This is a genomic window from Serinicoccus chungangensis, assembly GCF_001483745.1.
GTDB classification, from domain to species: Bacteria; Actinomycetota; Actinomycetes; order Actinomycetales; family Dermatophilaceae; genus Ornithinicoccus; species Ornithinicoccus chungangensis_A.
Genome location: NZ_LQBL01000022.1, coordinates 105,501 through 132,321 on the forward strand (window position 1 = coordinate 105,501; position 26,821 = coordinate 132,321).

Genomic DNA, 26,821 nt, shown 5'->3' on the forward strand with positions numbered 1-26,821 from the left:
GTCTCCCCTTTTCGTGGGCGTGCCGGACGCACGCGTGACGCGGACACCCTAGCGGGGCTGGAGTGACTTATGCGACAGCCGTCTCGGCGAGCCTGAGCGCAGCCTGGGAGAGCGACCGCGTGACCTGTCGCGCTCCGGCCGGGCTGGCCGAGGCCAGGCCGCAGGCCGGCGTGAGGGCGACGTCGGCCAGCGAGGCGACCGGCAGCCCGGACTCGTGCCACCGCCGCAGCAGCGGCTCGAGCGGGTCGGCCGCGGCCGGGTCGAGCCCCGCCCAGAGCCGGCAGCCGTCCTCGACCGCCGCCGCGACCTGCTCGAACCTCCCCCTCCCGACCTGCGCCAGGTCCACGGCGACGAACCCCGCACCGGCATCGGCGAGCACGTCGACCGGCGGGTCGGCAGCGCAGGTGTGCACCCCGCATACCTGCGCGGCGGGCTGGTCGAGCACCTGCCGCAGCGCGGTCACCACCTCGCCCCGCTCGGGCGTGCGCAGCACGCGGTAGCCCGACTCGGACCGGATCCTCCCGAGGAGCACGGAGGTGAGCGACGGCTCGTCCACCTGCAGGACCAGCTCGGCACCCGGGACCAGGCGCTGCACCCGGCCCAGGTAGGCGCCCACCCCTTCGGAGAGCGAGGCCACCACGTCCCGGGTCGCGCCCGGGTCGTCGAGCACCCGGTCGCCCAGCGGTCGCCACAGCGACGCGGCCAGGGTCCACGGCCCGGCGACCTGCACCTTGAGCGGCCCGGCATAGCCGTCGAGGGCCTCGGCGAGCTCGTCGAGGTCCTGGGTCAGCAGCGAGGCGGCGCGCTCGGCGTCCCGACCGGGCCGGTCGACCAGACGCCAGCCCTGCGGCTGCAGGTCCACCGGCAGGTCCACGAGCAGGTGGGCCGCGCGCCCCACCAGGTCGGCCCCGGGCCCCCGGGCGGGCAGCTCGGGCAGGTAGGGCACGGCCCGCACCCCCTCCGGTGCGTCGCCGGCGAGCTCGCCGGCGACCACCCGCAGCGCCTCGCGCACGTCGGTGCCGGGCCAGGATCCGATACCGGTGACGTCGACCACGCCGCTCACTGTAGGCGGTGGTGACGGGCGGCAGGGACCAGGCGCGGGTCAGGCCCGCCCGGTCGAGGCGATGGTGGCCGACCCGACCACGCGGGTGCCGTCGTAGAGCACGACCGACTGGCCGGGGGCGACCCCCCGGACCCGTTCGGCCAGACGCACCGTCACCCGCTCCGGTATGCCGTCGTCGCCGTCCGCGTGCACGTCCACCCGGGCCGGGTACTCCCGGCCGTGCGCCCGGATCTGCGCGCCGAGGGCGACCTCGCCGACCGGCGCCGGGCCGCACCAGCGCAGGTGGTCGCCCTCGACGACGTCGACCCCGAGCAGCTCCTCCGGGCCGACGACGACGGTGTTGGAACGGGTGTCCGTGGACACGACGTAGCGCGGCCGGCCGTCGGCGGCGGGGACCTTCAGCCCCAGCCCCCGACGCTGCCCCACCGTGTAGCCGTGCGCTCCCCCGTGCTCACCCACGACCTCGCCGTCGCTGTCGACGATCGGGCCGGGGGCCGTGCCGAGGCGCTGGGCGAGGTAGCCGCGGGTGTCGCCGTCGGCGATGAAGCAGATGTCGTGGCTGTCCGGCTTCTTCGCGACGGAGAAGCCCCGCTCGCGGGCCTCCTCGCGGATCTGCGGCTTGGTCGTGTCGCCGAGCGGGAAGAAGCTGCGGGCGAGCTGGTCGGCGTCGAGCACCCCGAGCACGTAGGACTGGTCCTTGGCCGGGTCGACCGCCCGGTGCAGCTCGCGCCGCACCCCGCCGGGCGCCCCGGCGTCGGCGACCTCCTCGACCTGCGCGTAGTGGCCGGTGGCGACGGCGTCGAAGCCGAGCGCGAGAGCCTTGTCCAGCAGTGCCGCGAACTTGATCTTCTCGTTGCAGCGCAGGCAGGGGTTGGGGGTGCGGCCGGCGGCGTACTCCGCGGCGAAGTCCTCGACCACGTCCTCCCGGAACCGCTGCGCCATGTCCCAGACGTAGAAGGGGATGCCGAGCCGGTCGGCGACCCGGCGGGCGTCGCCGGCGTCCTCAATGGTGCAGCAGCCGCGGGCCGACTCGCGCAGGGTGGCCGCGGACTGGGCGAGCGCCAGGTGCACCCCCACGACCTCGTGCCCGGCGTCGAGCATCCGGGCGGCGGCGACCGCCGAGTCGACCCCGCCGCTCATCGCGGCGACGACGCGCATCAGGCGCTCCTGCGCGTCTGCGAGCCCGCGGCCGCGGCATGGGCGCGCCGGGCGCGCTCCAGGGCCGGCGGCAGCGCGGCGAGGACGGCGTCGACGTCGGCCTGGGTGGAGCCGTGGCCGAGGGTCATCCGCAGCGCGCCGGCCGCCTCCTGCTCGGGCACCCCCATGGCCAGCAGCACGTGGCTCGGCCGGGGCACCCCGGCCTGGCACGCGGACCCGGTCGAGCAGGCGACTCCCGCCGCGTCCAGCAGGTAGAGCAGCGAGTCCCCCTCGCAGTCGGCGACCCGCAGGTGGACGTTGCCCGCGAGGCGACCGGCGGTGTCGGCGGGGGTCCACGGCCCCGAGACGGTGATGCCCGGGTCGAGCGCGAGCGCGCCGGTGACGAGCGCGTCCCGTAGCCCGGCGAGGTATGCCGCGTGCTCGGCCTGGTGCTGCGCCGCATGGGTGACCGCCACCGCGAGCCCGGCGATCGCCGGGGTGTCGAGGGTGCCCGAGCGCAGGCCCCGCTCCTGTCCCCCGCCGTGGGTGAGCGGCACCGGCGCCTGGTCGCGGCCCGCGGTGAGCACCCCGACGCCGAGGGGCCCGCCGACCTTGTGGCCGGTGACGACCCCCAGGTCGACCCGGGAGAGGTCGAGCGGGACCTGGCCGAGGGCCTGGACGGCGTCGGAGTGGAACGGGATGCCGTGCTCCCGGGCCACCGCGGCGAGCGCGGGCACCGGGGCGACCGTGCCCACCTCGTTGTTGGCCCACATGACGCTGACCAGCGCCACGGTCGCAGGGCCGCCGTCCGCGTCCAGCGCGGCGGCCAGGGCGTCGGGGGTCACCACACCCTCCGCGTCCGGCTCGACCCAGGTGACCCGCGCGCCCTCGTGCGCCACGAGGTGCTCGACCGGGTCGAGGACGGCGTGGTGCTCGGTCCCGGCGACGACGAGGCGGTCACGGGCGGGGTCGGCCGCGCGGCGTGCGGCATACGTGCCCTTGACCGCGAGGTTGTCGGCCTCGGTGCCGCCGGAGGTGAAGACGACCTCCGAGGGACGCACCCCGAGGGCCTGCGCGACCTGCTCGCGGGACTCCTCGACGACCCGGCGCGCGCGGCGGCCGGGGTCGTGCAGCGAGCTGGCGTTGCCGGTCTGCCGCATCTCGCGGGCGACCACCTCGACCACCTCGTCCAGGACGGGCGTCGTGGCGGCGTGGTCGAGGTAGACGCGGGCAGGTGCGGGCACAGACATGACGGGACCCAGTCTACGAGCGGTCCGACGGCGCTCGGGCAACGCGGACCGTCGGCCGGACGGGGGCTCAGCCCTTGTTCTGCTGCACCTTGTCGGCCGCCTGCGGCAGGATGGTGAAGAGGTCACCGACGACGCCGAAGTCGACGAGCTCGAAGATCGGCGCCTCGGCGTCCTTGTTGACCGCCACGATCGTCTTGGACGTCTGCATGCCGGCGCGGTGCTGGATCGCGCCGGAGATGCCGGCCGCGACGTAGAGCTGCGGGCTGACCGAGACACCGGTCTGGCCGACCTGGTGGGAGTGCGGGTACCACCCGGCGTCCACGGCCGCCCGCGAGGCACCCACGGCCGCACCGAGCGCGTCGGCGAAGGCCTCGACCGGGCCGAAGTCACCGCCCGTGCCGCGCCCGCCGGACACCACGATCGCGGCCTCGGTGAGCGAGGGCCGGCCGGACTTCTCCTTGGCCGTGCGCGACGTCACCCGCGCCGCGCGGGCGACCTCGGAGACCTCCGTGGTGACCGTCTCCTCGGCCGGGGTGGCGGCCGACTCCTCGGCGGGGATGCTGTTGGGCTTGACGGTGATGATGGGGGTGCCGGTGCCCACCTGCGCGGCGACGGTGTAGCTGCCGGCGAAGACCGACTTCGTCACCCGCAGCCCGCCGTCGGCGCCCTCGACGTCGACGGCGTCGGTGATGACCCCGGAGCCGGTCTTGATGGCGAGGCGGCCGGCGACCTCCTTGGCGTCGTTGGTGGAGGCGACCAGCACGGCAGCCGGCGAGGTGCGCCCGACCAGGTCGGCCAGCAGCTCGGCGACCGGGGCGACGAGGTGGTCGGTGTAGACGGCGTCGTCCGCGAGGTAGACCTTCGCCGCGCCGAAGCGGGCCAGGGTCTCCTTCGCCGCGGCATACCCCTGCCCGACGAAGACGGCCGAGGGCTCGCCGAGGCGGCGCGCCACGGTGAGCATCTCGGCGGTGGTCTTGCGGACGTCACCGTCGACGTGGTCGACCAGGACGAGGACTTCACTCATGTCAGCAGGCTCCTTGGTATGTCGTGTCCGGTCGGGTCAGGCGAGCCGGCGGCCGGCCAGGAAGTCGGCGAGCGCCTCGCCGCCCTGGCCCTCGTCGGTGACGACCTCGCCGGCCTCGCGCGGCGGGCGGGCCTGCGTCTCCTCGACGCGCGCCCACGCGGCGTCCAGGCCGACCTGGGAGGGGTCGACGCCGAGGTCGGCCAGGCTCCAGGTCTGCACGGGCTTCTTCTTGGCGGCCATGATCCCCTTGAACGAGGGGTAGCGCGGCTCGTTGATCTGGTCGGTGACCGACACCACGGCCGGCAGGTCGGCCTCCACGGTCTCGGAGAAGGACTCGTTGTCGCGGCGGATGCGCACGTGACCGCCCTCGACGGTCAGCTCGGAGGCGAAGGTCACCTGGGGCAGGCCGAGCCGCTCGGCCAGCATCGCGGGGACGACCGACATGACCCCGTCGGTGGAGGCCAGGCCGGTGAGCACGAGGTCGACGTCGCCGCACTTCCTCACCGCCTCGGCCAGCACCAGCGAGGTCGCCACGGCGTCCGAGCCGGCGATGGCCTCGTCCAGCACGTGGACCCCCTGGTGGGCCCCCATCTGCAGGCTCTTCTTGATCGCTGTCGCGGCGTCCTCGGGACCCACGGTGAGCACGGTGACCTCGCCCTCACCGGCCTCGACGATCTTCAGCGCCTCCTCGACGGCATACTCGTCCAGCTCGGAGAGGAGCCCGTCCACGCCCTCACGGTCGGTGGTGCGGTCGGACTCGAAGCCGCGGTCGCCCTGGGCGTCCGGCACGTACTTCACACAGACGACGATGTTCACTGCTCACGTCCTCGTGGTTGTGGGTGGTCGTTGGTGCCATCTTGACACTTGACGCTCGCGTCAAGCCAACCGGGAGGTCGCGCCGCTGACGTGACGACGGCGTCGGGTCAGCCGAAGAGGCCGGGGACCCATCCCAGGAGCACCAGGAAGACCAGCAGCACGGGGTAGAGCAGCGCGAGGGTCCAGCGTCGCCGGGCGGCCCCGGGGGTGAGGGGCAACCACAGGCGACGCCCGGTGGGGTCAGTAGCAACCACAAGTGACGCCCCGGGGGGTGAGGGGCAACCACAGGCGACGCCCGGTGGGGTCAGGGGCAACCACAGGCGACGCCCGGTGGGGCTCGATGGGCCACCGAGCGCCGTGAAGGGTTGCTCCCAGACCGACCGAGCGCCGGGTGTGGTTGCGCCAGCAACCACAAGCGGCGCTCGGTCGGGAGAGGTGAGCGGCAGGGACGGGGGGTCAGCGGCCGGTGAACTCCGCCTTGCCGGGGCCCTGCTCAACGAAGGAGCGCATGCCGATCTCGCGGTCCCTCGTCGCGAAGACGCTGGCGAACTGCATCGCCTCGATGGCCAGGCCGGTCTCGAGGTCGCCGTCCAGACCGCGGTCGACGGCCTCCTTGGCGGCCCGCAGCGCGAGGGCCGGGCCACCGACGTAGCCGCGCACCATCTCCAGCGCCGTGGCGTGCGCCTGACCGGGGTCGCAGACCCGGTCGACCAGGCCCATCTCGAGCGCCTCGGAGGCGTCGACCATCCGGCCGGTGAAGACGAGGTCCTTGGCCCGGGCCGGGCCGACGAGCCGGGCGAGCCGCTGGCTGCCTCCCGCGCCGGGGATGACGCCGAGCAGGATCTCGGGCTGGCCCAGCCGGGCGTCCGAGGCCGCGACCCGGAAGTCGGCGCAGAGCGCCAGCTCGTTGCCGGCGCCGAGGGCATACCCCTCGATGGCGGCGACCACCGGCTTGGGGATGCGCGCGACGGCGGAGAAGCACTCCTGGATGACCGGGGCGCGCCGGACCATGTCCGGGTAGGACATGTCCTGCATCTCCTTGATGTCGGCGCCGGCGGCGAAGACCTTCTCGCCGCCGTAGAGCACGACGGCCGCGACCTCGTCGTCGTCACCGACCAGACGCGCCGCCTCGCCGAGGGCGTCCTGGACCTCGATCGACAGCGGGTTCATGCTCGGCCGGTCGATGCGGACGGTGGCGATGCCGTCCTCGACCTCGATGCGGACGAGGTCGCTGGCCGTGGCGACGGTGCGGCTCACGCCTGGTCCCCCGGCGTACCGCCCCCGTCGGCGGTCCCGCCGTCGGGACCCTGCTGGCCCCGGGAGCCCACGCTCAGCCACGGTCCGACCTCGGTCCCCTCGGGTGCACCCTCGGGGAGGTCGGGCTCCTCCCCGCGCTCGACCTGGGCCTTGGCGATGACGTTGCGGTGCCAGAGCTGCAGCGCCTGCAGCAGCAGGCCGGTGGCGATCTGGACCTTGGCCTTGGGCGGCTCGGAGCGGGCGATGATCTGCTCGACCGCCAGCACGAGGTTGCCGCTCGCGATGCCGGCCTTGACGAGGTTGACCCCCAGCGTCACGTCGTTGCACCCGTTGAGCCGGGTGAACAGCTCCTCGGGGACGCTGCTGGCGATCTGCCACTGGCCGTAGATGCGCATGATGTCGAACTGCTCGCCCTCGATGACCTTGACGAACAGCTTCTGCCCCTGCACCTCGAAGGCGACGTCGCCAGCCTTGTCCAGGTTGGGCGACATCTGCAGGTCCTGCAGGGCGTCGAGGACGCGACCGGTCAACGGGTGCTCCTGCGGGGGCGGCGGGAAGTTGGGCAGCGAGGTCGGATCACTCATGGTTCCAACGTAACGGCTCGGCCCAGGTCCTGCGCAGCCCCGTCCGCCGGTGGCCCTACGCTGGGCCACCGTGCCCCCTCCGCCCCGGCCCCGCCGCAGCCTCGACCGCCCGCCGCCGCTGGGCGTGACGACCACGGCCGACGGCCCCGAGATCGCCGTGCTCGCGCGGCACGCCACCGCCGTCGAGCTCTGCCTGTCCACCCCCACCGGGGAGCGCCGGGTCCCGCTGACCCGCTCGGCCCACGGGATCTGGTGGGACCTCGTGCCCGAGCTGGTCCCGGGGACGCGCTACGGACTGCGGGTGCACGGACCCTGGGCTCCCGACCAGGGCCACCGGCACAACCACGACAAGCTGCTGCTCGACCCCTACGCCGGGGCGGTCGAGGGGGAGGTGACCTGGCGTCCGGAGGTCTACGGTCACGTCGCCGGCGACCACGGCTGGACCGACCCGGAGGCCCGTGACGACCGGGACTCGGCCCCGTTCGTCCCCCGTTCGGTGGTCGTCGACCACGGCACCTTCGACTGGGGCGGGGACGCCTCGCCCCAGGTGCCCTGGACCGACACGGTGCTCTACGAGGCGCACGTGCGGGGGCTGACCCGGCTGCACCCGGAGGTGCCGCCGGAGCAGCGGGGCACCTACGCCGCCCTCGGCCACCCGGCGGTGGTCGAGCACCTGACGAGCCTGGGCGTGACCAGCCTCCAGCTGCTCCCCGTGCACGCCTTCACCTCCGAGCCCTCGCTGGTCCGCCGCGGTCTGTCGAACTACTGGGGCTACAACTCCCTGGGGTTCTTCGCCCCGCACGCCCCGTATGCCGCCGCCAGCGACCCCCAGGGTGTCGTCGACGAGGTGAAGGGCGCCGTCCGTGCGCTGCACGCGGCGGGCATCGAGGTGGTCCTCGACGTCGTCTACAACCACACGGCCGAGCAGTCGTCCTGGGACGGCCCGACCCTCGGCCCGCGCGGCCTGGACAACCGCACCTACTACCGCCTCGACGACCGCGGCCGCGACATCGACGTCACCGGCTGCGGCAACACCCTGGACCTGCGGGACCCGCAGGTGGCGCGGCTGGTCCTGGACTCGCTGCGGCACTGGGTCCAGGAGTTCCACGTCGACGGCTTCCGGTTCGACCTCGCCCCGGCGCTGGCGCGCGGACGGGACGACGCCTACGACCGGGAGCACGCCTTCCACGTGGCGCTCGAGACCGACCCGGTCCTCTCACGGGTCAAGCTGATCGCGGAGCCGTGGGACGTCGGGGTCCACGGGTGGCGGACCGGGCAGTTCCCCGCGGTCTTCTCCGAGTGGAACGACCGGTTCCGCGACACGACCCGCACCTTCTGGCTGGCCGACGTGGGCCGTCGCCTGCACGGTCACGGGGGCCACGGGGTGCGCGAGCTCGCGACCCGCCTGGCCGGCTCGGCCGACCTCTTCGGGCACGACGGCCGGGGCCCGCTGGCCTCGGTCAACCTCGTCACCGCCCACGACGGCTTCACGCTGGCCGACCTCACGGCCTACGAGCACAAGCACAACCACGCCAACGGCGAGGACAACCGGGACGGCCACGGGGACAACCGGTCCTGGAACCACGGCGTCGAGGGGCCGACCGAGGACGCCGAGGTGCTGCGCGGCCGCCGGCGCTCGGTCCGCAACCTGCTCGGGACCCTGCTGCTCGCCCCCGGGGTCCCGATGCTCGTGGCCGGGGACGAGCTGGGGCGCACGCAGCAGGGCAACAACAACGCCTACTGCCAGGACTCCGCGCTGACCTGGGTGGACTGGGACCTCGAGGAGTGGCAGTCGGCGCTGCTGGCGGACACCCGGTCGCTGCTGGCGCTGCGGCGCGAGCTCGCCCTGCTGCGCACGAGCGACTTCCCAACCTTCGACGCCCTCCCCGGCCGCACCCGGCTGCGCTGGTTCGCCGAGGACGGTGACGTCCTCGGGGAGCACCAGTGGAACGACCCCCACCGCAGCACGCTCACGGCGCTCTTCGACACCCTCCACGGCGGCACCCCGGACGACCGGCGCCACGCCGTCGTGGTGCTCCTGCACGCGGGCACGACGGCGGCCTCCCTGCGGCTGCCCGAGGTCGGGGACGTCCGGACCTGGGACGTGCGCTTCACCAGCGCGAGCACGCCCTCGGCAGGCGCGCAGGTGAACCCCGGGGGTGCGGTCGAGGTCGGCCCGACGAGCCTCACCGTGCTCACCGCGACGCTCACCGGGACGGCCGGGCCGACCGCGTCGGCGCGCGTGGTTTCCGAGGCGGAAGCCCGGTAGGTTGGTGCGGGTGACCGAGCACTCGACCACGCCCACCCCGTCCGCCCCTGCGTCCGGACGCCCCGCCTCCTCCTCGATCGACCGGTCGGTCCTGGCCACCGTCGGTCAGGAACCCCTGGGCCGGATCCCCGTCCTGGACGTCGAGCCCGTGGTGGACGGCGGACGCCGGCCCACCAAGTCCGTCGTCGGCGAGGTCTTCACCGTCACCGCGACGGTCTTCCGGGAGGGGCACGACGCGGTCAACGCCACCGTGGTGCTGACCGACCCGGACGGCCGGGAGCACCACGTGCCGATGACGTGCACCAACCCCGGGCTCTCGCACTGGCAGGCGCAGGTGCACGCCGACCGCGCGGGCGTCTGGACGTTCCGGGTCGAGGGGTGGTCCGACCCCTACGCCACGTGGGAGCACGACGGCACCATCAAGGTCGAGGCCGGGGTGGACGTCGAGCTCATGCTCGAGGAGGGCGCCCGCGTGCTGGAGCGCGCGCTCGACGACGGCGGGCACGACGACGCCGACCGCCAGGTCCTGGAGGAGGCGGTCGACACCCTGCGACGCAGCGCCCTGCCGACCGCCGAGCGGCTGCACGCCGGCACCTCGCCGCAGGTCGAGGACGTCCTGGCGCGCACCCCGCTGCGCGAGCTGGTCAGCGCCTCCCCCGGCGTCACCTGGCTGGTCGAGCGCCCGCTGGCGCTCACCGGGGCGTGGTACGAGATCTTCCCGCGCTCCGAGGGCGCCACCCGGGACCCGGACACCGGGCTGTGGACCAGCGGCACCTTCACCACCGCCCAGGAGCGGCTGCCGGCGATCGCCGACATGGGCTTCGACGTGGTCTACCTCACCCCGGTGCACCCGATCGGGCGCACCAACCGCAAGGGGCGCAACAACACCCTCGACGCCGGCGAGCACGACCCCGGCTCCCCCTACGCCATCGGCTCCGCCGAGGGCGGGCACGACGCGCTGCACCCCGACCTCGGCGACTTCGCGGACTTCGACGCCTTCGTGGAGCGCGCGCAGGGCCTGGGCCTGGAGGTCGCGATGGACATCGCCCTGCAGGCCTCCCCGGACCACCCGTGGGCCACCGAGCACCCGGAGTTCTTCCAGATCCGGGCGGACGGCTCCATCGCCTACGCCGAGAACCCCCCCAAGAAGTACCAGGACATCTACCCCGTCTTCTTCGACAACACCCCGGACGAGGTGTATGCCGAGATCCGCCGGGTGATCCAGGTGTGGATCGACCACGGCATCCGGATCTTCCGGGTCGACAACCCGCACACCAAGCCGGTGAACTTCTGGCAGTGGCTCATCGCCGACGTGGCGCAGGACCACCCCGACGTCATCTGGCTGGCCGAGGCCTTCACCAAGCCGATGATGATGCGCACCCTGGCCAAGGTCGGCTTCCAGCAGTCCTACACCTACTACGCCTGGCGCAGCACCGCGGCCGAGCTCGCGGAGTACGTCACCGAGCTGGCCACCGAGACGGCGCCCTACATGCGCCCCTCCTTCTGGCCGACGACGCACGACATCCTCACGCCATACATGAGCAACGGCGGCGTGACCGCCCACCTGGTGCGCTCCGCCCTGGCCGCGACCCTCGTCCCCACCTACGGCATCTACGCCGGGTTCGAGCACGTCGAGGACGTGCCGCGCACAGGCGCCGAGGAGCACGTGGACAACGAGAAGTACGAGTACAAGGACCGTCGCTGGGGCGAACCGGTCGGTGGCCGGCCCGACCTCACCGGCTGGTTGACGATGCTCAACCGGGTCCGGGCCGAGCACCCGAGCCTGCACTGGCTGCGCAACGTCACCTTCCACCACGCCGAGGACGAGAACCTCCTCGTCTTCTCCAAGCACGGCGGGGGCGCCGGGGACGGCTCGGAGCAGGACACCGTGCTCGTCGTCGCCAACCTCGACCCCTACACCGTCCGCGCGAGCCGGCTGCACCTGGACCTGCCCGCGCTCGGGCTCTCCTGGGGCGACCGCTTCCGCGCGCACGACCTGGTCACCGGGTCGACCTGGACGTGGGACGACGCGCCCTACGTCGAGCTCGGCCCCGGCTACGGCCACGAGCCGGTCCACATCGTCCACGTCACCACCGCCTGAGAAGGAGCACGATGCGCGGGCTCAACCTCCATCAGCCAGGGCTGAAGAACGACCCGGACTGGTTCCGCAAGGCGGTCTTCTACGAGGTCCTCGTCCGGGCCTTCGACGACTCCACGGGGTCCGGCTCGGGCGACTTCACCGGGCTGATGAACCGGCTGGACTACCTGCAGTGGCTCGGTGTCGACTGCCTGTGGATCCCGCCGTTCTACGCCTCCCCGCTGCGCGACGGCGGGTATGACGTCGCCGACTACACCGCGGTCCTGCCCGAGTTCGGCACCCTCCCGGACTTCCGCGAGCTCATCAGCCAGGCGCACGCCCGCGGCATCCGCATCATCACCGACCTGGTGATGAACCACACGAGCGACCAGCACCCGTGGTTCCAGGCCAGCCGCTCGGACCCCGAGGGTCCCTACGGCGACTTCTACGTCTGGTCCGACACCGACGAGAAGTATGCCGACGCCCGGATCATCTTCGTCGACACCGAGACCTCCAACTGGACCTTCGACCCGGTCCGGCGGCAGTTCTTCTGGCACCGCTTCTTCTCCCACCAGCCGGACCTCAACTTCGAGAACGAGGCCGTCGCCGAGGCGATGTTCGACGTCGTCCGGTTCTGGCTGGACCTCGGCATCGACGGCTTCCGGCTGGACGCCGTGCCCTACCTCTTCGAGGAGGAGGGCACCAACTGCGAGAACCTCCCCCGCACCCACGAGTTCCTCGCCCGCCTGCGGGCCATGGTGGACGAGGAGTACCCGGGTCGGGTCCTGCTGGCCGAGGCCAACCAGATGCCGGCCGAGGTGGTCGACTACTACGGCACCCCCGAGGCGCCGGAGTGCCACATGTGCTTCCACTTCCCGGTCATGCCGAGGCTCTACTACGCGCTGCGCGAGGAGAAGGCGGAGCCCGTCGTCCGGGTCATGGAGGAGACGCCCCGCATCCCCGAGGGGACGCAGTGGGGCACCTTCCTGCGCAACCACGACGAGCTCACCCTGGAGATGGTCTCCGGGGAGGAGCGTTCGGCGATGTACGGCTGGTACGCCCCCGACCCGCGGATGCGCGCCAACATCGGCATCCGGCGTCGGCTGGCCCCGCTGCTCGACAACTCCCGCGAGGAGATCGAGCTCATCAACGCGTTGCTGCTCTCGCTCCCGGGGTCGCCGTGCCTCTACTACGGCGACGAGATCGGCATGGGCGACAACATCTGGCTCAGCGACCGCGACGCCGTGCGCACCCCCATGCAGTGGACCCCGGACCGCAACGCCGGCTTCTCCACCGCAGACCCGGGCAAGCTGTACCTCCCCGTCATCAGCTCGCTGGTCTACCACCACAACAGCGTCAACGTGGAGGCCGAGATGGCCAGCGGCTCCTCGCTGCTGCACTGGACCCGCGGCATGCTGCAGGTGCGGGCCTCGCACGAGGTCTTCGGCACCGGTGAGTACCTCCCCTGCGTGGCCGACAACGACGCGGTGCTGGCCTTCGTCCGCGCCCTGCCGCCGGGCAGCGACGAGGAGGAGCGCGAGGGCTACCCCGCGGTGCTGTGCGTCAACAACCTGTCCTCCCGGCCGCAGGCCAGCACCATCACGCTGCCGGAGGCCCTGCACGGCGCCGACGTGCGGGACCTCTTCGGCGGGCACAACTTCCCCGACGTCGGTGCCGACGGCACCGTCACCCTCAGCATGGGCTCGCGCGGCTTCTACTGGCTGGGCCTGACCCCGAAGGAGGAGCAGCGATGACCGACCTCACCCCGTCGTTCGAGGACTTCCTGCCAGCCTGGGTGGCCCGCCAGCGCTGGTTCCGTGGCAAGCAGGCCGCTGGCGCGGCGCCGCGGCTGCGCCGGGTCTCCGCCATCCGCTGGCAGGACCCCTACGGCGAGGTCGGGATCGAGGACCACATCGTCCTCGACGAGAGCGCGTCGGACGAGCCGCCCACCGTCTACCAGGTCCCGCTCACCTACCGCGCCGAGGCGGTGCCCTTCCTGGAGCACGCGCTCGTGGCCACCGCGGAGCACCCCGAGCTGGGCACCCGCTACATCTACGACGCGACCCACGACCCGGTCTTCGCCGACGTGCTGCTCTCGGAGATGGCGTCCGACCACGAGGTCCCGGCCGCCCGCTCGCGCCGGGTGGCCCCGCAGGGGGAGCGCCCGGCGCTGGCCACCGCGCGGGTCCTGTCGGGTGAGCAGTCCAACACCTCGGTCATCGTGGAGACCCACCGCGGCGGACGGCCGCTCATCATCAAGCTCTTCCGCGTCCTGCACGAGGGGGAGAACCCGGACGTGTCGGTGCAGGCCGCGATCAGCCGCGGCGGCTCGCGTCAGGTGCCGGACCCGTTCGGCTACGTCGAGGGACGTTGGCCCGGCGCGGACGGCCGGGAGGTCCACGGCCACCTCGCCTTCGCGCAGGAGTTCCTCACCGGCACCGAGGACGCCTGGCGTCAGGCCCGGGTCGCCGCCGACGCCGACGACGACTTCAGCGGGCGCGCCCGCAGCCTGGGCGCGGCCACCGCCGCCGTGCACGCCGCGCTGCGCGAGGCCTTCGGGGCCCGCCCGGCCGACGAGCGCCGCGCCGAGCTGCTGACCCAGATGCGCGACCGTGCCGAGCAGTCCTTCCGGGACGCGCCGCAGCTCGCCGAGCACCGCGACGCCGTGCTGGGCGTGTATGCCGCCCTGGAGTCCGCGGACCTGCCCGACCTGCAGCGGGTCCACGGCGACTACCACCTGGGCCAGGTCCTCGACGCCCCGGACCGCGGCTGGGTGCTCCTGGACTTCGAGGGCGAGCCGCTGCGACCGCTGGCCGAGCGCACCGAGCCCGACCTGGCCCTGCGCGACGTCGCCGGCATGCTCCGCTCCTTCGACTACGCCGCCGCCTCCTCGGCCGACGACCGCAGCCGGTGGGCCGACGCCGCCCGCGAGGCCTTCCTCGCGGGGTATGCCGAGCAGGGCGGGGTCGACCTCGGGGGCGAGGCCACGAAGGCCGTGCTGGCGGCGCTGGAGCTGGACAAGGCCCTCTACGAGGTGAGCTACGAGGCGCGCAACCGCCCGGACTGGCTGCCGATCCCGCTGGGGGCCGTGCACCGGCTCCTGGGCCAGGTCGCCGTCCCGGGCGGCGCCCCCGACGCCGGTCCTGCCGCGCCGCCGCGCGAGGCCCGCCACCGCGGCGCCACGCAGGAGCAGGACCAGGAGCAGGAGCACGGGGCGGGGTCCGCCGAGGAGGCGTTCCCCACCGAGGCCGGACGCCACCGCAGCGCCGCAGCAGTCCCGGCCCGCCCGGAGCAGGCAGGTGTCCCTGACGCACCGCAGGGCGCGCACAACCGCACGGAGGAGACGACCATGGGTGAGGACGACGTGCAGCAGGAGGTCCCGGCGCAGGAGCAGGCCGGCGAGCAGGCCGGTCCGGCACCGGTCGACGACGACTACGGCTCCTCGCTCATCGAGGTGGAGCGGCACGACGGACCGCTGTCCCACCCGCCGACCGGCGACCCGCGGGCCGCGAGCGGCAGCGCGGCGAGCGCCTCGGGCCGCCCGGGCGGGGCGAGCGGTGGCTACCCGCACGCCCCGGTCCCCCCGCCGGCGGACATGGTCGTCGGGACGGTGCCCCCCGGTCGACGGACCGGTGAGGACCTCGAGCTCGCCCCGCGCCCCCGGCCGGCCGCCAGCGGCTGGTCCGGGCAGCCGCAGGGCGACCCGGAGGTGCTGCGCGCCACCGCGTGGGAGGACGCCAGCGGGGGGGTGGTCACGGCCCGCCCGACCGAGCCGCGCCGGTCGCTGAGCGAGCCGGTGGAGCCGGCCGCACCGCATACCCTCCCCCTGGACCTGGACGAGGCGACCGACGTCGTCGAGGGCCTGCACCGCAACCCGCACGCCCTCCTGGGCGCGCACGTCTTCGACGACCACGTCACCGTCCGGACCCTCCAGCCCGGGGCGCAGCTCGTCGAGATCGTGCTGGCCGACGGGGTCACGGTGCCGATGACGCACGAGACCGGCGGCATCTGGGTGGCGGTGCTGCCCACCGCGACCGTCCCGGCCTACCGGCTCAAGGTCGACACCGGGCGCGGTCAGCACCTCGTCGACGAGGCCTACCGGCACGGGCCCAGCCTGGGGCAGACCGACCTGCACCTCATCGGGGAGGGCCGCCACGAGGAGCTGTGGCGGGCCCTGGGGTCCCGCGTCATGACCGTGCGCGACGAGCTCGGCGAGGTCACCGGCACCCGGTTCGCCGTCTGGGCCCCGCACGCGTCGGCCGTCCACGTCGTCGGCGACTTCAACGGCTGGAACGGCGCGACGCACGCGTTGCGTGCCCACGACGAGGTCGGCGTCTGGGAGCTGTTCGTCCCCGGTGTTCGCGAGGGCGCCCACTACAAGTACGACATCACCGGCCCGGACGGCGTCCGCCGCGCCAAGGCCGACCCCATGGCGCGCGCCAGCGAGGTGCCCCCGTTCACCAACTCCGTGGTCACGGTCAGCACGCACCGCTGGGGCGACGCGGAGTGGATGGCGGCCCGCGCGGCCGGCGACATCCACCACGGGCCGATGAGCGTCTACGAGGTGCACCTCGGCAGCTGGCGCAAGGGGCTGGGCTACACCGAGATCGCCGACCAGCTCGTCCCCTACGTCGCGCGGATGGGCTTCACCCACGTCGAGCTCATGCCGGTCATGCACCACCCCTACGGCGGCTCGTGGGGCTACCACGTCACCGGCTACTACGCCGCGGACAGCCGGTTCGGCCACGAGGACGGCCTGCGCTACCTCATCGACCGCCTGCACCAGGCCGGGGTCGGCGTCATCCTCGACTGGGTGCCGGGGCACTTCGCCACCGACCCGTGGGCGCTCGCCCGCTTCGACGGCACCCCGATCTACGAGCACCCGGACCCGCGCAAGGGCTGGCACCCGGAGTGGGGCTCCTACATCTTCGACTTCGGCCGTCCGGAGGTCCGCAACTTCCTGGTCGCCAACGCGACCTACTGGCTGGAGGAGTTCCATGCGGACGGGCTGCGGGTCGACGGCGTCGCCTCGATGCTCTACCTCGACTACTCGCGCGACGAGGGCCAGTGGATCCCGAACCAGCACGGCGGGCGGGAGAACCTCGAGGCCGTCGCGCTGCTGCAGGAGGCCAACGCCACGGCCTACCGCCGCTCCCCCGGCGTCGTCATGATCGCCGAGGAGAGCACCTCGTGGCCCGGCGTCACCGCGCCCACCGACGAGGGCGGGCTGGGCTTCGGGTTCAAGTGGAACATGGGCTGGATGCACGACACCCTCGGCTACCTCGGCGCCTCGCCGTTCAGCCGGGCGCACAACCACCACGCGCTGACCTTCTCGCTGGTGTACGCCTTCAGCGAGAAGTACATCCTGCCGATCAGCCACGACGAGGTCGTGCACGGCAAGGGCTCGCTGCTGCGCAAGATGGCCGGCGACGCCTGGCAGAAGTTCGCGACCACGCGGGCCTTCCTCGCCTACCAGTGGAGCCACCCCGGCAAGCAGCTGCTCTTCATGGGCAGCGAGTTCGCCCAGGCCCGGGAGTGGGCCGACGGCGGGAGCCTGGACTGGGAGCTGACCGAGCGCCCGGAGCACGCCGGCGTGCAGGCGCTGGTGGCCGACCTCAACCGGCTCTACGCGCAGCTGCCCGCCCTGTGGGAGATCGACCACCACGAGCACGGCTTCAGCTGGCTGGACGCCAACGACGCCGGCCGCAACCAGTACTCCTACCTGCGCTGGGGCAACGAGGGACCGGACGGGCTGCGGCCGGTCGTGGCCTGCGTGGTGAACTTCAGCGGGGTGCCGCACCACCAGGTGCACGTGGGCCTGCCCTACTCCGGCCGCTGGCGCGAGGTGCTCAACACCGATGCGCAGACCTACGGCGGGTCGGGCGAGGGCAACCTCGGCGCGGTCGAGGCGGTCGACGAGCCGCACCAGGGCCAGCCCTTCTCCGCGCTGGTCACCGTGCCGCCCATGGGCGCCGTGTGGTTCGTGCCCGACCCCGTCGAGGACGACGGCACCGCGACGGGTGCCACCGAGGCGTCCGAGGCCGACGGCGAGGAGGGCGGTCGCCACCCCCGCGCCGGCCAGCCGGCGCAGGAGTCGGACCTGACGGACATCGAGGCGCTCGTCACGGCATACACCGAGGTCGTGCCGGACCCGGACGACCTGGACCAGCAGGTCGCCTTCGGGACCTCCGGGCACCGGGGAAGCTCGCTGGACGGCGCCTTCAACGAGCACCACATCCTGGCCACGACCCAGGCCATCTGCGACTACCGCGCCGAGCAGGGCACCGACGGACCGCTCTTCCTGGGCCGGGACACCCACGCGCTGTCCGAGCCGGCCTGGCGCAGCGCGCTCGAGGTGCTCGTCGCCAACGGCGTGGACGTGCGGGTCGACGAGGGCGACGGGTGGACCCCCACGCCGGCGGTCTCACGGGCGATCCTGGCGCACAACCGGGAGACCGAGGGCGCGGTCGGCGAGGCCGACGGCATCGTCGTGACGCCCTCGCACAACCCGCCCCGCGACGGCGGCTTCAAGTACAACCCCCCGCACGGCGGACCGGCCGACACCGACGCCACCGGGTGGATCGCCGACCGGGCCAACGCGCTGCTGCGCGCCGGCCTGGACGGCGTCCGCCGGGTGCCGGTGGAGGACGCGATCGCGGCGGCCGGTCGCTACGACTTCATGGGCGAGTACGTCCGCGCCCTGCCCCGCGTCATCGACGTGGACGCCATCCGGGAGGCCGGCGTGCGCATCGGCGCCGACCCGCTGGGCGGGGCCGCCGTCGACTACTGGCAGGCCATCGCCGAGACCCACGGGCTCGACCTCACCGTCGTCAACCCGCGGGTGGACCCGGCGTGGTCGTTCATGACGCTGGACTGGGACGGCAAGATCCGCATGGACTGCTCCTCCCCCGACGCCATGGCCTCGCTCATCGAGGTGATGAGCGGCGGGGCCGACTACGACATTGCCACCGGCAACGACGCGGACGCCGACCGGCACGGGGTCGTCACCCCCGACGGCGGGCTGCTCAACCCCAACCACTACCTCGCCGTCGCGATCGACTACCTCTACGGCGGCGCCCGGCCGGAGTGGCCGCAGGGCACGGCCGTCGGCAAGACCCTGGTGAGCTCGTCGATGATCGACCGGGTCGTCGAGGGGCTGGGCCGGGAGCTCACCGAGGTGCCGGTGGGGTTCAAGTGGTTCGTGCCCGGGCTGCTGGACGGCTCGATCGCCTTCGGCGGTGAGGAGTCCGCCGGCGCGTCCTTCCTCTGCCGGGACGGCTCGGTGTGGTCGACCGACAAGGACGGCATCATCCTGGCCCTGCTCGCCGCCGAGATCATCGCGCGCACGGGCCGCTCGCCCTCGCAGCGCTACGCCGAGCTCGTCAGCGAGGTCGGCGGCGGTCAGACGCCCGCCTACGCCCGCGTCGACGCGCCGGCCGGCCGCGAGCAGAAGGCACGGCTGAAGAAGCTGTCCGCGGACGACATCGAGGCCACCGAGATCGCCGGCGAGCCCATCACCGCCATCCTCACCGAGGCCCCCGGCAACGGGGCCGCCATCGGCGGGGTCAAGGTGTGCACCGAGAGCGCGTGGTTCGCGGCCCGTCCCTCGGGCACCGAGGACGTCTACAAGATCTACGCCGAGAGCTTCCGCGGCCCCGAGCACCTCGCGCAGGTGCAGGCGCAGGCCCAGCAGGTCGTGGACGCCGCCCTCGGCGCTCGCGACTGACCCCCGGCCTCCACCCCTGCGCCGGACACGCGTCCGGCGCAGGGGCGTGCGGAGACCGAGGTCAGTAGAGGGCGCTCATGAGGGCCTGACGGGCCTTGGTGACGCGCGGGTCCTGGGCGCCGACGACCTCGAACAGCCCCAGGAGGTGGGTGCGGGCCCGGTCGCGGTCCTCGCCCGAGGTGCGGCGGACGGTCTCGACGAGCCGGCCGAAGCCGTCCTCGACGTGCCCGCCGACGAGGTCCACGTCGGCGGCGTCCATCTGGGCCTGCACGTCGTCGGGCCGGTCGGCGGCGGCCTGCCGGACGGCGGCGAGGTCCATCCCTGAGGTGCGCTCCAGCAGCGTGACCTGCCCCAGACCGAGGCGGGCGAGCTCGTCGGAGGAGTCCTGGGCCAGCGCCTTCTCGTAGGCGCTGATCGCCGCGGTCCAGTCCCCGCGGTCGATGGCGTCGTAGGCCTCCTGGTGCAGCGGGGGCAGCTCGTCGGCCTGCTCCCCCTCGCCGTCCGCCTCCCCGGCCTCGCCCGGCATACCCGTGCCGTCGTCCGCACCGATCTCGACCCGACCGGTCACGGCGTTCTGCACCGCCGCCTCGAGGAACTTCTCCAGCAGCTGGTCGACCTGCTCCATCGGCTGCACGCCGAGGTAGAACGGCATGGGCTGGCCGCTGAGCAGGCCCATGACGACCGGCAGGGAGGAGACCTGGCCGAAGACCTGCTGCAGCACGGGGGTCAGGGCCTGCAGGATGCCGGGGCTCCCGGCGACGTCCACCCCGGCCACCTGGAACCGGCCGCCCATGGTGCGGGCCCGCTCGGCCAGGTCGCGCAGGTGGGCGAGCGACTCCGGCAGCTGCGGCGTCCACAGCACCAGCACGACCGGCGTGGTCAGGCTGGCGTTGACGACCGACTCGAAGGTGTCGTCGCTCACCTGGACGAGCGCGCCGCTGCGGCCGGGGACGCCGCCGGCAGGTGCCCCCGCCGGCGCACCGCCGGGCTGCTGCCGGGCAGCGGCGCCCGGGGCACCGGGCCGGGAGGAGAGCGCGGAGAGGTCGACGGCGCCGCGCAGGGCTGCGGAGGAGAAGGGCTGCTGGCTCATGTCCCCAGCGTATGCCGTGGACGCCTGGGTCTCGAACGCCCCGGGCGCGGCCTCACTCGCCGGAGGCGTCCACCAGCTGCTCGGTCGCGGCCAGCATCTCCGGCTTGAAGTCGACGTCCTCCGACGGCGCCCGCATGCCCACGAAGACGGCGGTCCGCAGCGTGGCCTGCTCGGTGAGCACCTCGCTGTCCTGGAAGACGCGGAACTCGTCCGGGGTGGTGAGCTCGCTGCCCTCGTTGACGACGAACTGGGTGTCGCGCAGCAGCGAGCCCGTGACGAAGCCGCTGCCGTCCTCGAAGAGGAGGGTGACGACGTCGTCGGAGACCAGCCAGTTCTTCTCGCGCAGGCTCGCCTGCCCCGCGAGCGCCTCGGCCTGGTCCTCGGCGGCCTGACGCACCGACGGCGCGTAGCCGTGGGTGCGGTAGTCCGGCACCTCGTCCGGCTGCGGCCACTCGGTGTAGGCGCCCACCGACCGGAGCAGCTCGCGCGGCTCCATGGTGAGGTCGCCCTGGTCACCGTGCATCACCGGGCTGCCCTCGGAACGCGGGTCGAAGGTGGGGACCTGGGTGTCCGGCAGCATCGGCGCCTCCCAGGTGATCCGGAAGTCCTCGCTCTCGCCGCTCTCGCTGGTGAGCAGGTGCAGGACGGGCGCGCCGTCCTCGGGGACGGTCTGCACGAGCAGGTATGCCGCGTCTTGGTCGTCCTCGCGGCTGATCGCCAGCACGTTGGGCTCGACGGGGGTCTCCTCGAGGTCCACCTCCGCCGGCTCGCCGGTCACCGGCTCGAGCCGGTCGGCGGCCCGGTGGGCCCGCAGCACGCTGCCGGCCATGGACGCCTCCTGGGCCTCCGCGATCTCGTCACCGTCGCCCTGGTCGGCGCGGACCCGCTCGGTGAGCACCTCGGTGGCGACCTCCTCGGCCTCGTCCAGCGGCAGGGCGGCGGTCGCGGCGTCGGTGGTCATCTCCACCGTCTGGCCGGTCGCGTCGGCGGTGGCCGATGAGGCGTCGTCGGTCGAGGCGGCGTCGTCGGTCGAGGCGGCGTCGTCGGCGGTGGCGGCGTCCGTGGTGGCCTCGCCACCGGTGTCGTCACCGGAGCAGGCGGCAAGAACGAGGGCCGAGCTCAGCGTGGCGGCGGCGGTGATCCTGGAGAACTTCATAACGATATGGTAAACATCGAGGACAGGCAGGGGGAAATCAGCGATCTCCCAGGCTCGTGCCTGCATCAGCGGCCCGGCGGTCCCGCACCCGCACCCCGTCGTCGTCGGCCGGCCCGCTCACGAGCCGCTCCAGGACGAGGTAGAACGCGTAGATCGCCAGCAACGCCACGGTGACGTGCAGCAGCAGCGCCAGCGCGACCCCGACGATCACCCCGGCCAGCCAGTAGCGTCCCCAGGACACGGCGAGCACGCTGGGCACGACCACCGCGAAGAGCGCCCCGAGCGCCAGCTCGACGGGCCACGGACGGTCCCCCATCCACGGCACGACCGAGACGACGTCGAAGAAGTCGAGGGTGGCCGCCGTGCCGAGGAGGGCGACGAGCCCCAGCAGACCGACCAGCTGCACCCGCTTGCCCAGGTCACGGCTGGCCCAGAGGGTGCCGATGGTGACGGCCGCCCACATCAGCCAGGCCCGCACCCGGCCGGTGCCCAGTCCGATCATCGCCGTCCGGAACACCCGGTCCGCCTCGTGCCGACCGATCTGGGGTCCCTCGAAGCTGCCGGGGCACACCAGGGCGTCGTGCAGGACGGCGGCCGGGAGGAAGTCACCGCTCTTGGGCACCAGCCAGGTGAAGAGGTGGGGCACCGACGCGAAGTCGGTGGTGAACCCGGCGGGCACGACGAAGGTGGCGCCGCCCTCCTCGACGTAGCCGACCGGCTGCAGGAGCACGAAGTCCCGCCCGTCCACGCTGCGCACCTCGAGGCGCAGCGGCCCCCCGGTCCGGCTGTCGAAGAACTCACCCACGGCGGTCTACCTCCTGCTGGTCGCGAACCTGTCGGTCGCCCGGACGAGGGCGTCCAGGGTGCCGGGCTCGGAGAACGCGTGCCCGGCGTCGGGGACCACCGTGAGCTCGGCGTCGGGGAGCCGCGCGGCGAGGTCGAAGGCCGTGCGTGCCGGCGTGCACATGTCCAGGCGGCCCTGGACGATCACCGTGGGGATGTGGGCCAGCGCCGGGGCCTGGTCGAGCAGCGAGCCCTCCCGCAGGAAGCCGCCGTGGACGAAGTAGTGGTTCTCGATGCGCGCGAAGGCCACCGCCTGCTGCGGCTCGGTCGCCTTCCGGAACCCGTCCTCGTCCGGTTCCACCGTGATGACCCGCGACTCCCACCCGCTCCACGCCACGGCGGCGGGGACGTGGACCGCGGGGTCGGGGTCGAAGAGCAGCTCGTGGTAGGCCAGCTGCATCTCGTGCCTGCGCTCCGGGGCCACCGGCGCCACGAAGTCGGCCCAGTGGTCGGGGTAGACGTGCTCGAGGTGGCCCCGCTCGTACATCCAGGACAGCTCGGCCGGGCGCAGCGTGAAGATGCCGCGCAGCACCAGCTCGCTCACCCGGTCGGGGTGCGCCTGCGCGTAGGCCAGGGACAGGCAGGACCCCCACGACCCGCCGAAGACCTGCCAGGTCTCGATGCCGAGGTGCTCCCGGATGTGCTCCATGTCGGCGACGAGGTGGCCGGTCGTGTTGGTCGCCCAGACGGCAGGGTCCACCGTGGTCGACGCGTGCGGGGTGGAGCGGCCGGCCATCCGCTGGTCGAAGAGGACGATGCGGTAGCGCTCGGGGTCGAACACGCGACGCTGCTTCGGGCTGGTGCCGCTGCCCGGGCCGCCGTGCACGAAGATCACCGGCTTGCCGCCCGGGTTGCCGGACTGCTCGACGTAGACCTGGTGGCCCTCCCCCACGTCCAGCATCTCGGTCCGGTAGGGCTCGATCTCGGGGTAGAAGGTGCGCCGCTGGCTCATCCCCCGACGGTAGCCCCTGGGACGCGCCTGAGCAGAGAAGCAGGCCCGGCGCAGGGGTCCCAGCACCTGCCTCGGGCACCCTTCTCTGCTCAGGTCCTGAGGAGGGCAGGGTTCTCTGCTCAGGTGCCGGGGGGTATGCCCGCGCGCGGGAGCAGGCTCAGGCCGGGTGGCGCACCATGCGCAGCTCGACGACCCCGTCGTGGCCGTCGAGGTTCTCCGCCCCGTCGAGGACGAACCCCTGCCGCTGGTAGAAGCGGACGGCCCGGTGGTTGCCCCGCGCCACCCAGAGGTATGCCGCCCGCTCGCCGAGGCTGCGGGCGAGCAGCTCCTGCGCCAGACCGGTCCCCTGGTGCTCGGGGGCGACGTTGAGCGACCAGACCTGGTGCGGGACCGGCGCGTCCTCCTCGCGCGCCGGCCCGTGCAGGCAGAAGCCGGCCGGCTCACCCCCGACGAGAGCGACGAGGAAGCCGCGCCCGTCGTCGGCGACCCGCCCCTCGGCATACGCCGCGGCGACCTGCTCCCACATCGGCCGGAACTGCTCGGCGTCCAGCGCGTCGACGACCTCGTCCGACATGATGCCGCGGTAGGTCTCCCGCCACACGCGGGCGTGCAGCAGCGCGAACGGCCCGGGATCGCCGACCTGCGGCTCGCGGAGCTCCCAGGACCCGGGCGACCCGTCCCTGGCCCCGACGTCCCGGGCGGGCGGGACGCCGTCGTCGTCCGGCCCGGTCACCGGGACGGCACGGTGACGAGGAGGGCGTCGCCCTGGCCCCCGCCCCCGCAGAGCCCGGCCGCGCCGGTGCCGCCGCCGCGGCGCTGCAGCTCGAGGGCGAGGTGCAGCAGGATCCGCGCCCCGGACATGCCGATGGGGTGGCCCAGCGCGATCGCGCCGCCGTTGACGTTGACCCGCTCCTCGTCGAGGCCGAGCTCCTGCACGGAGGCCAGCCCGACGGCCGCGAAGGCCTCGTTGATCTCGACGAGGTCCAGGCCGGCTGGCTCGATGCCCTGCTTGGCGCAGGCAGCGGCGATGGCGCGGGCCGGCTGGCTCTGCAGCGTCGAGTCCGGCCCGGCGACCATGCCGTGGGCGCCGATCTCGGCGATCCAGTCCAGCCCGAGCTCGGTGGCGCGGGCCTTGCTCATGACGACCACGGCGCAGGCGCCGTCGGAGATCTGCGAGGCCGAGCCGGCGGTGATCGTGCCCTCCGGCGAGAACGCCGGGCGCAGCCGGCCCAGGGACTCGACCGTCGTGTCGGCGCGGATCCCCTCGTCCTGGGAGACGACGACCGGGTCGCCCTTGCGCTGGGGGATGTGCACGGGCACGACCTCGTCGGCGAAGACGCCGTTCTCCCAGGCCGCGGCCGCCCGCTGGTGGCTGCGGGCGGAGAAGGCGTCCTGTTGCTCCCGGGTGAAGTGCCCGGCCGCGTCGGCCTGGTTGGCCCCCTCGGTGAGCCCGCCCATCGCCTGGTCGGTGAAGGCGTCCCAGAGGCCGTCGTGGGCCAGGTGGTCACGCATGGTCACGTCGCCGTACTTGAACCCCGTGCGCGAGCGCTCGAGCAGGTGCGGTGCCTGGCTCATCGACTCCTGGCCGCCGGCGACGACGACGTCGACCTCCCCGGCGCGGACGAGCTGGTCGGCCAGGGCGATGGCGTCGATGCCGGACAGGCACACCTTGTTGATGGTGAGGGCCGGGACGTCCATGGGGATGCCCCCGGCGACGGCGGCCTGACGGGCCGGGATCTGGCCGGCACCGGCGGTGAGCACCTGGCCCATGATCACGTAGTCGACCTGGTCACCGCGCACACCGGCCCGCTCGAGCGCCCCGGCGATGGCGGCACCGCCCAGCTGGGCTCCGGACAGCGAGGAGAGCGAGCCGAGCAGGCGCCCCATGGGCGTGCGGGCGCCGGCGACGAGGACCGAGGTGGTGGGTTCTGACATCTGGGCGGACTCCTCCAGCGACGGTGACGGGTATGCAGCCACCCGCCACTGTAGCGGCGTGGCACCCCTTCCCCGGGGTCAGCCGCCGTGCACGACCTGGCCGTCCAGGACCGTCGCGCTGACCACCGTGTAGCGGAACCGCCGCGCCCGCTCGGCGCTGGTGGACGCCTCCGCGAGCGGGTCGTGGTCGAGCAGCGCGAGGTCGCCCCGGGCGCCGGCCCGGACGCGTTGCCCGTCCACCGAGGCGGCCAGCGCCTCCCGGGCGCCGATCTCCTGCTCGGGGTGCCAGCTCTCCCCGTCCTCGGGACCGCGGTGCACCGCGGCGGCCATCGCCAGCCACGGGTCCAGGGGGGACACCGGCGCGTCCGACCCCAGGCTCAGCTCGATGCCCGCGTCGAGGAAGCTGCGCAGGGTGAAGGTGCGGTCGGTCCGGTCCGGCCAGCAGCGCTCGGTCACCGGGCGGTCGTCGAGGAGGTGGGCCGGCTGCACGCTCGCGACGACGCGCTGCGGCAGGGCGGCCCACCGGCGCACGTCGGCCGGGGTGATGAGCTGGGCGTGCTCGACCGACCCGGAGGCCCCGGTGGCCTCGAAGGCGTCCAGGACGGCGCCGACCGCGGCGTCGCCGATAGCGTGCAGCGCCGCCTGCAGCCCCGCCCCGCGGGCGCGGCGCAGCAGGCTGATGAGCTCGTCGACCGGGTAGTTGGCGGCACCGGCCGGCTGGGCCAGCAGGTGGCCGTCGGCGTAGGGGTCGCAGCACCAGGCGGTGCGGGTGTTGAGGGAGCCGTCGGTGATGACCTTGAGCGGGCCCATCGTCACCAGGCCGTCGGTCGCCCGGATGGGGTCCCCGGTGCGCAGCCCGGCGCTGATGGCGTCCTCCAGGCCCTCGGGGTAGACGCCGGTGCGGGCGCGCAGCGGAGGCGTGCCCTCCGCGCTGCGCTCGCGCCACTGCTCCCACGGCCGCCCGAACTCCAGGTCGACGATCCCGACCACCCCCAGGGCGTGCGCGCCCTGGATGGCGCGGGTGACGGCATACTCCGACTCCTCCTGCGCGCCGTGCAGCCGCTGCAGGCGGTCGTAGAGCGGGAACCAGTCGGCCTCGGCCACGACCCCCTCGACGGTCGGGCCGCCGAGCAGCCGGAGGGCCGGCGTGTTGAGCCAGCCGTGGTGGCCGTCGCCGCTGATGAGGGCCACCGGCACCTCGCCCGTCACGGCGTCCAGCTCGGCCACCGTGGGCTGCTGGAGCCACCGGCCCGTGCGGTGGCCCCACCCGACGAGCACCCCGGTGGGGCTGTCGAAGCCCCAGGTCAGCCGGTCGACGACCCGGGCGAGCACCTCGGCGGGGCTGGCGGTGCCGGAGGTGTCGAGGCGGGTCTGCCCCAGCCCCCACTGCACCATGTGCACGTGGGTGTCCCACAGGCCGGGGACGACGTGCCGTCCGCCCCCGTCGAGCTCGGGCACGGCCGGGCCCTCGGGGCGCAGCCGTGGGCCGACCGCCGCGATCACCCCGTCCCGCACCAGCACGTCCACCGGCTCGGTGGGCGCTCCGGCGTCGATCGCGACGACGCGCACGTCGCGCAGCAGCAGGTCGCTCATGCACGGATGCTAGGCGACATACCGCCCCGGCTCCGCAGGGTGGGTCCGC

Annotated in this window: 18 protein-coding genes; 4 read left to right on the top strand and 14 right to left on the bottom strand. The window is 73.7% G+C overall.

Going from position 1 to position 26,821, the window contains the following annotated elements; translation table 11 throughout:
* Positions 1 to 67: 67 nt before the first annotated feature.
* The 7 genes from AVL62_RS06175 to AVL62_RS06205 all read right to left on the bottom strand — a co-directional run bounded on the left by AVL62_RS06175 (position 68) and on the right by AVL62_RS06205 (position 7,131).
* Entirely contained in the window at positions 68 to 1,054 is a 987-nt protein-coding gene (locus tag AVL62_RS06175; RefSeq protein ID WP_058890942.1) for a methionine synthase, read from the bottom strand.
* Positions 1,055 to 1,102: 48 nt separating this feature from the next.
* Positions 1,103 to 2,221: a tRNA 2-thiouridine(34) synthase MnmA gene (gene mnmA / locus AVL62_RS06180; RefSeq protein ID WP_058890776.1), complete on the bottom strand. Its 1,119-nt coding sequence runs from the start codon at positions 2,219 to 2,221 to the stop codon at positions 1,103 to 1,105.
* A complete protein-coding gene (locus AVL62_RS06185) occupies positions 2,221 to 3,450 on the bottom strand; it encodes a cysteine desulfurase family protein (RefSeq protein WP_058890777.1) in 1,230 nt (409 codons plus the stop codon). Before AVL62_RS06185 ends, mnmA begins: the two co-directional genes overlap by 1 nt.
* A gap of 67 nt (positions 3,451 to 3,517) precedes the next feature.
* The gene (locus AVL62_RS06190; RefSeq protein WP_058890778.1) at positions 3,518 to 4,474 is read right to left on the bottom strand and encodes an electron transfer flavoprotein subunit alpha/FixB family protein; all 957 of its coding nucleotides are present in this window, start codon (positions 4,472 to 4,474) and stop codon (positions 3,518 to 3,520) included.
* Positions 4,475 to 4,510: 36 nt separating this feature from the next.
* A complete protein-coding gene (locus tag AVL62_RS06195; RefSeq protein ID WP_058890779.1) occupies positions 4,511 to 5,290 on the bottom strand; it encodes an electron transfer flavoprotein subunit beta/FixA family protein in 780 nt (259 codons plus the stop codon).
* Positions 5,291 to 5,746: 456 nt separating this feature from the next.
* Complete coding sequence (locus AVL62_RS06200) at positions 5,747 to 6,547, bottom strand: enoyl-CoA hydratase/isomerase family protein (RefSeq protein ID WP_058890780.1); 801 nt, start codon at positions 6,545 to 6,547, stop codon at positions 5,747 to 5,749.
* Positions 6,544 to 7,131: a hypothetical protein gene (locus AVL62_RS06205; protein ID WP_201023214.1), complete on the bottom strand. Its 588-nt coding sequence runs from the start codon at positions 7,129 to 7,131 to the stop codon at positions 6,544 to 6,546. The genes AVL62_RS06200 and AVL62_RS06205 overlap by 4 nt, the downstream gene beginning before the upstream one ends.
* Positions 7,132 to 7,201: 70 nt before the next feature.
* On the opposite strand from AVL62_RS06205, the gene glgX reads away from it, so the two are divergent.
* Genes glgX through glgB form a run of 4 tightly spaced genes read left to right on the top strand, consistent with a single transcriptional unit; the run spans position 7,202 to position 19,203 of the window.
* Positions 7,202 to 9,400, top strand: coding sequence for a glycogen debranching protein GlgX (glgX, locus tag AVL62_RS06210; protein WP_058890943.1), 2,199 nt, complete (start codon positions 7,202 to 7,204; stop codon positions 9,398 to 9,400).
* A gap of 10 nt (positions 9,401 to 9,410) precedes the next feature.
* Positions 9,411 to 11,501, top strand: coding sequence for a maltotransferase domain-containing protein (locus tag AVL62_RS06215; protein WP_083518747.1), 2,091 nt, complete (start codon positions 9,411 to 9,413; stop codon positions 11,499 to 11,501).
* Between the two features lie 11 nt (positions 11,502 to 11,512).
* Positions 11,513 to 13,231 (top strand): maltose alpha-D-glucosyltransferase, encoded by a 1,719-nt coding sequence (gene treS, locus AVL62_RS06220; protein ID WP_058890781.1) that lies wholly within the window; start codon positions 11,513 to 11,515, stop codon positions 13,229 to 13,231.
* A complete protein-coding gene (glgB, locus tag AVL62_RS17265) occupies positions 13,228 to 19,203 on the top strand; it encodes a 1,4-alpha-glucan branching protein GlgB (RefSeq protein ID WP_161937850.1) in 5,976 nt (1,991 codons plus the stop codon). The genes treS and glgB overlap by 4 nt, the downstream gene beginning before the upstream one ends.
* A gap of 61 nt (positions 19,204 to 19,264) precedes the next feature.
* On the opposite strand, the gene AVL62_RS06230 is transcribed toward glgB, so the two are convergent.
* From AVL62_RS06230 to AVL62_RS06260, 7 genes are all read right to left on the bottom strand, one after another.
* On the bottom strand, positions 19,265 to 20,293 hold the full coding sequence (locus AVL62_RS06230; RefSeq protein WP_058890782.1) for a co-chaperone YbbN: 1,029 nt from the start codon (positions 20,291 to 20,293) through the stop codon (positions 19,265 to 19,267).
* Between the two features lie 52 nt (positions 20,294 to 20,345).
* The gene (locus AVL62_RS06235) at positions 20,346 to 21,449 is read right to left on the bottom strand and encodes a hypothetical protein (protein WP_058890783.1); all 1,104 of its coding nucleotides are present in this window, start codon (positions 21,447 to 21,449) and stop codon (positions 20,346 to 20,348) included.
* A gap of 37 nt (positions 21,450 to 21,486) precedes the next feature.
* On the bottom strand, positions 21,487 to 22,254 hold the full coding sequence (locus AVL62_RS17505) for a DUF1353 domain-containing protein (protein ID WP_058890784.1): 768 nt from the start codon (positions 22,252 to 22,254) through the stop codon (positions 21,487 to 21,489).
* 6 nt (positions 22,255 to 22,260) lie between these two features.
* Positions 22,261 to 23,244, bottom strand: coding sequence for a prolyl aminopeptidase (gene pip, locus AVL62_RS06245; protein WP_058890785.1), 984 nt, complete (start codon positions 23,242 to 23,244; stop codon positions 22,261 to 22,263).
* A gap of 157 nt (positions 23,245 to 23,401) precedes the next feature.
* The gene (locus tag AVL62_RS06250; RefSeq protein WP_058890786.1) at positions 23,402 to 23,977 is read right to left on the bottom strand and encodes a GNAT family N-acetyltransferase; all 576 of its coding nucleotides are present in this window, start codon (positions 23,975 to 23,977) and stop codon (positions 23,402 to 23,404) included.
* Complete coding sequence (locus AVL62_RS06255; RefSeq protein ID WP_058890787.1) at positions 23,974 to 25,179, bottom strand: acetyl-CoA C-acetyltransferase; 1,206 nt, start codon at positions 25,177 to 25,179, stop codon at positions 23,974 to 23,976. The genes AVL62_RS06250 and AVL62_RS06255 overlap by 4 nt, the downstream gene beginning before the upstream one ends.
* Before the next feature lie 78 nt (positions 25,180 to 25,257).
* On the bottom strand, positions 25,258 to 26,772 hold the full coding sequence (locus tag AVL62_RS06260; RefSeq protein ID WP_058890788.1) for an amidohydrolase: 1,515 nt from the start codon (positions 26,770 to 26,772) through the stop codon (positions 25,258 to 25,260).
* Between the last annotated feature and the right edge of the window lie 49 nt (positions 26,773 to 26,821).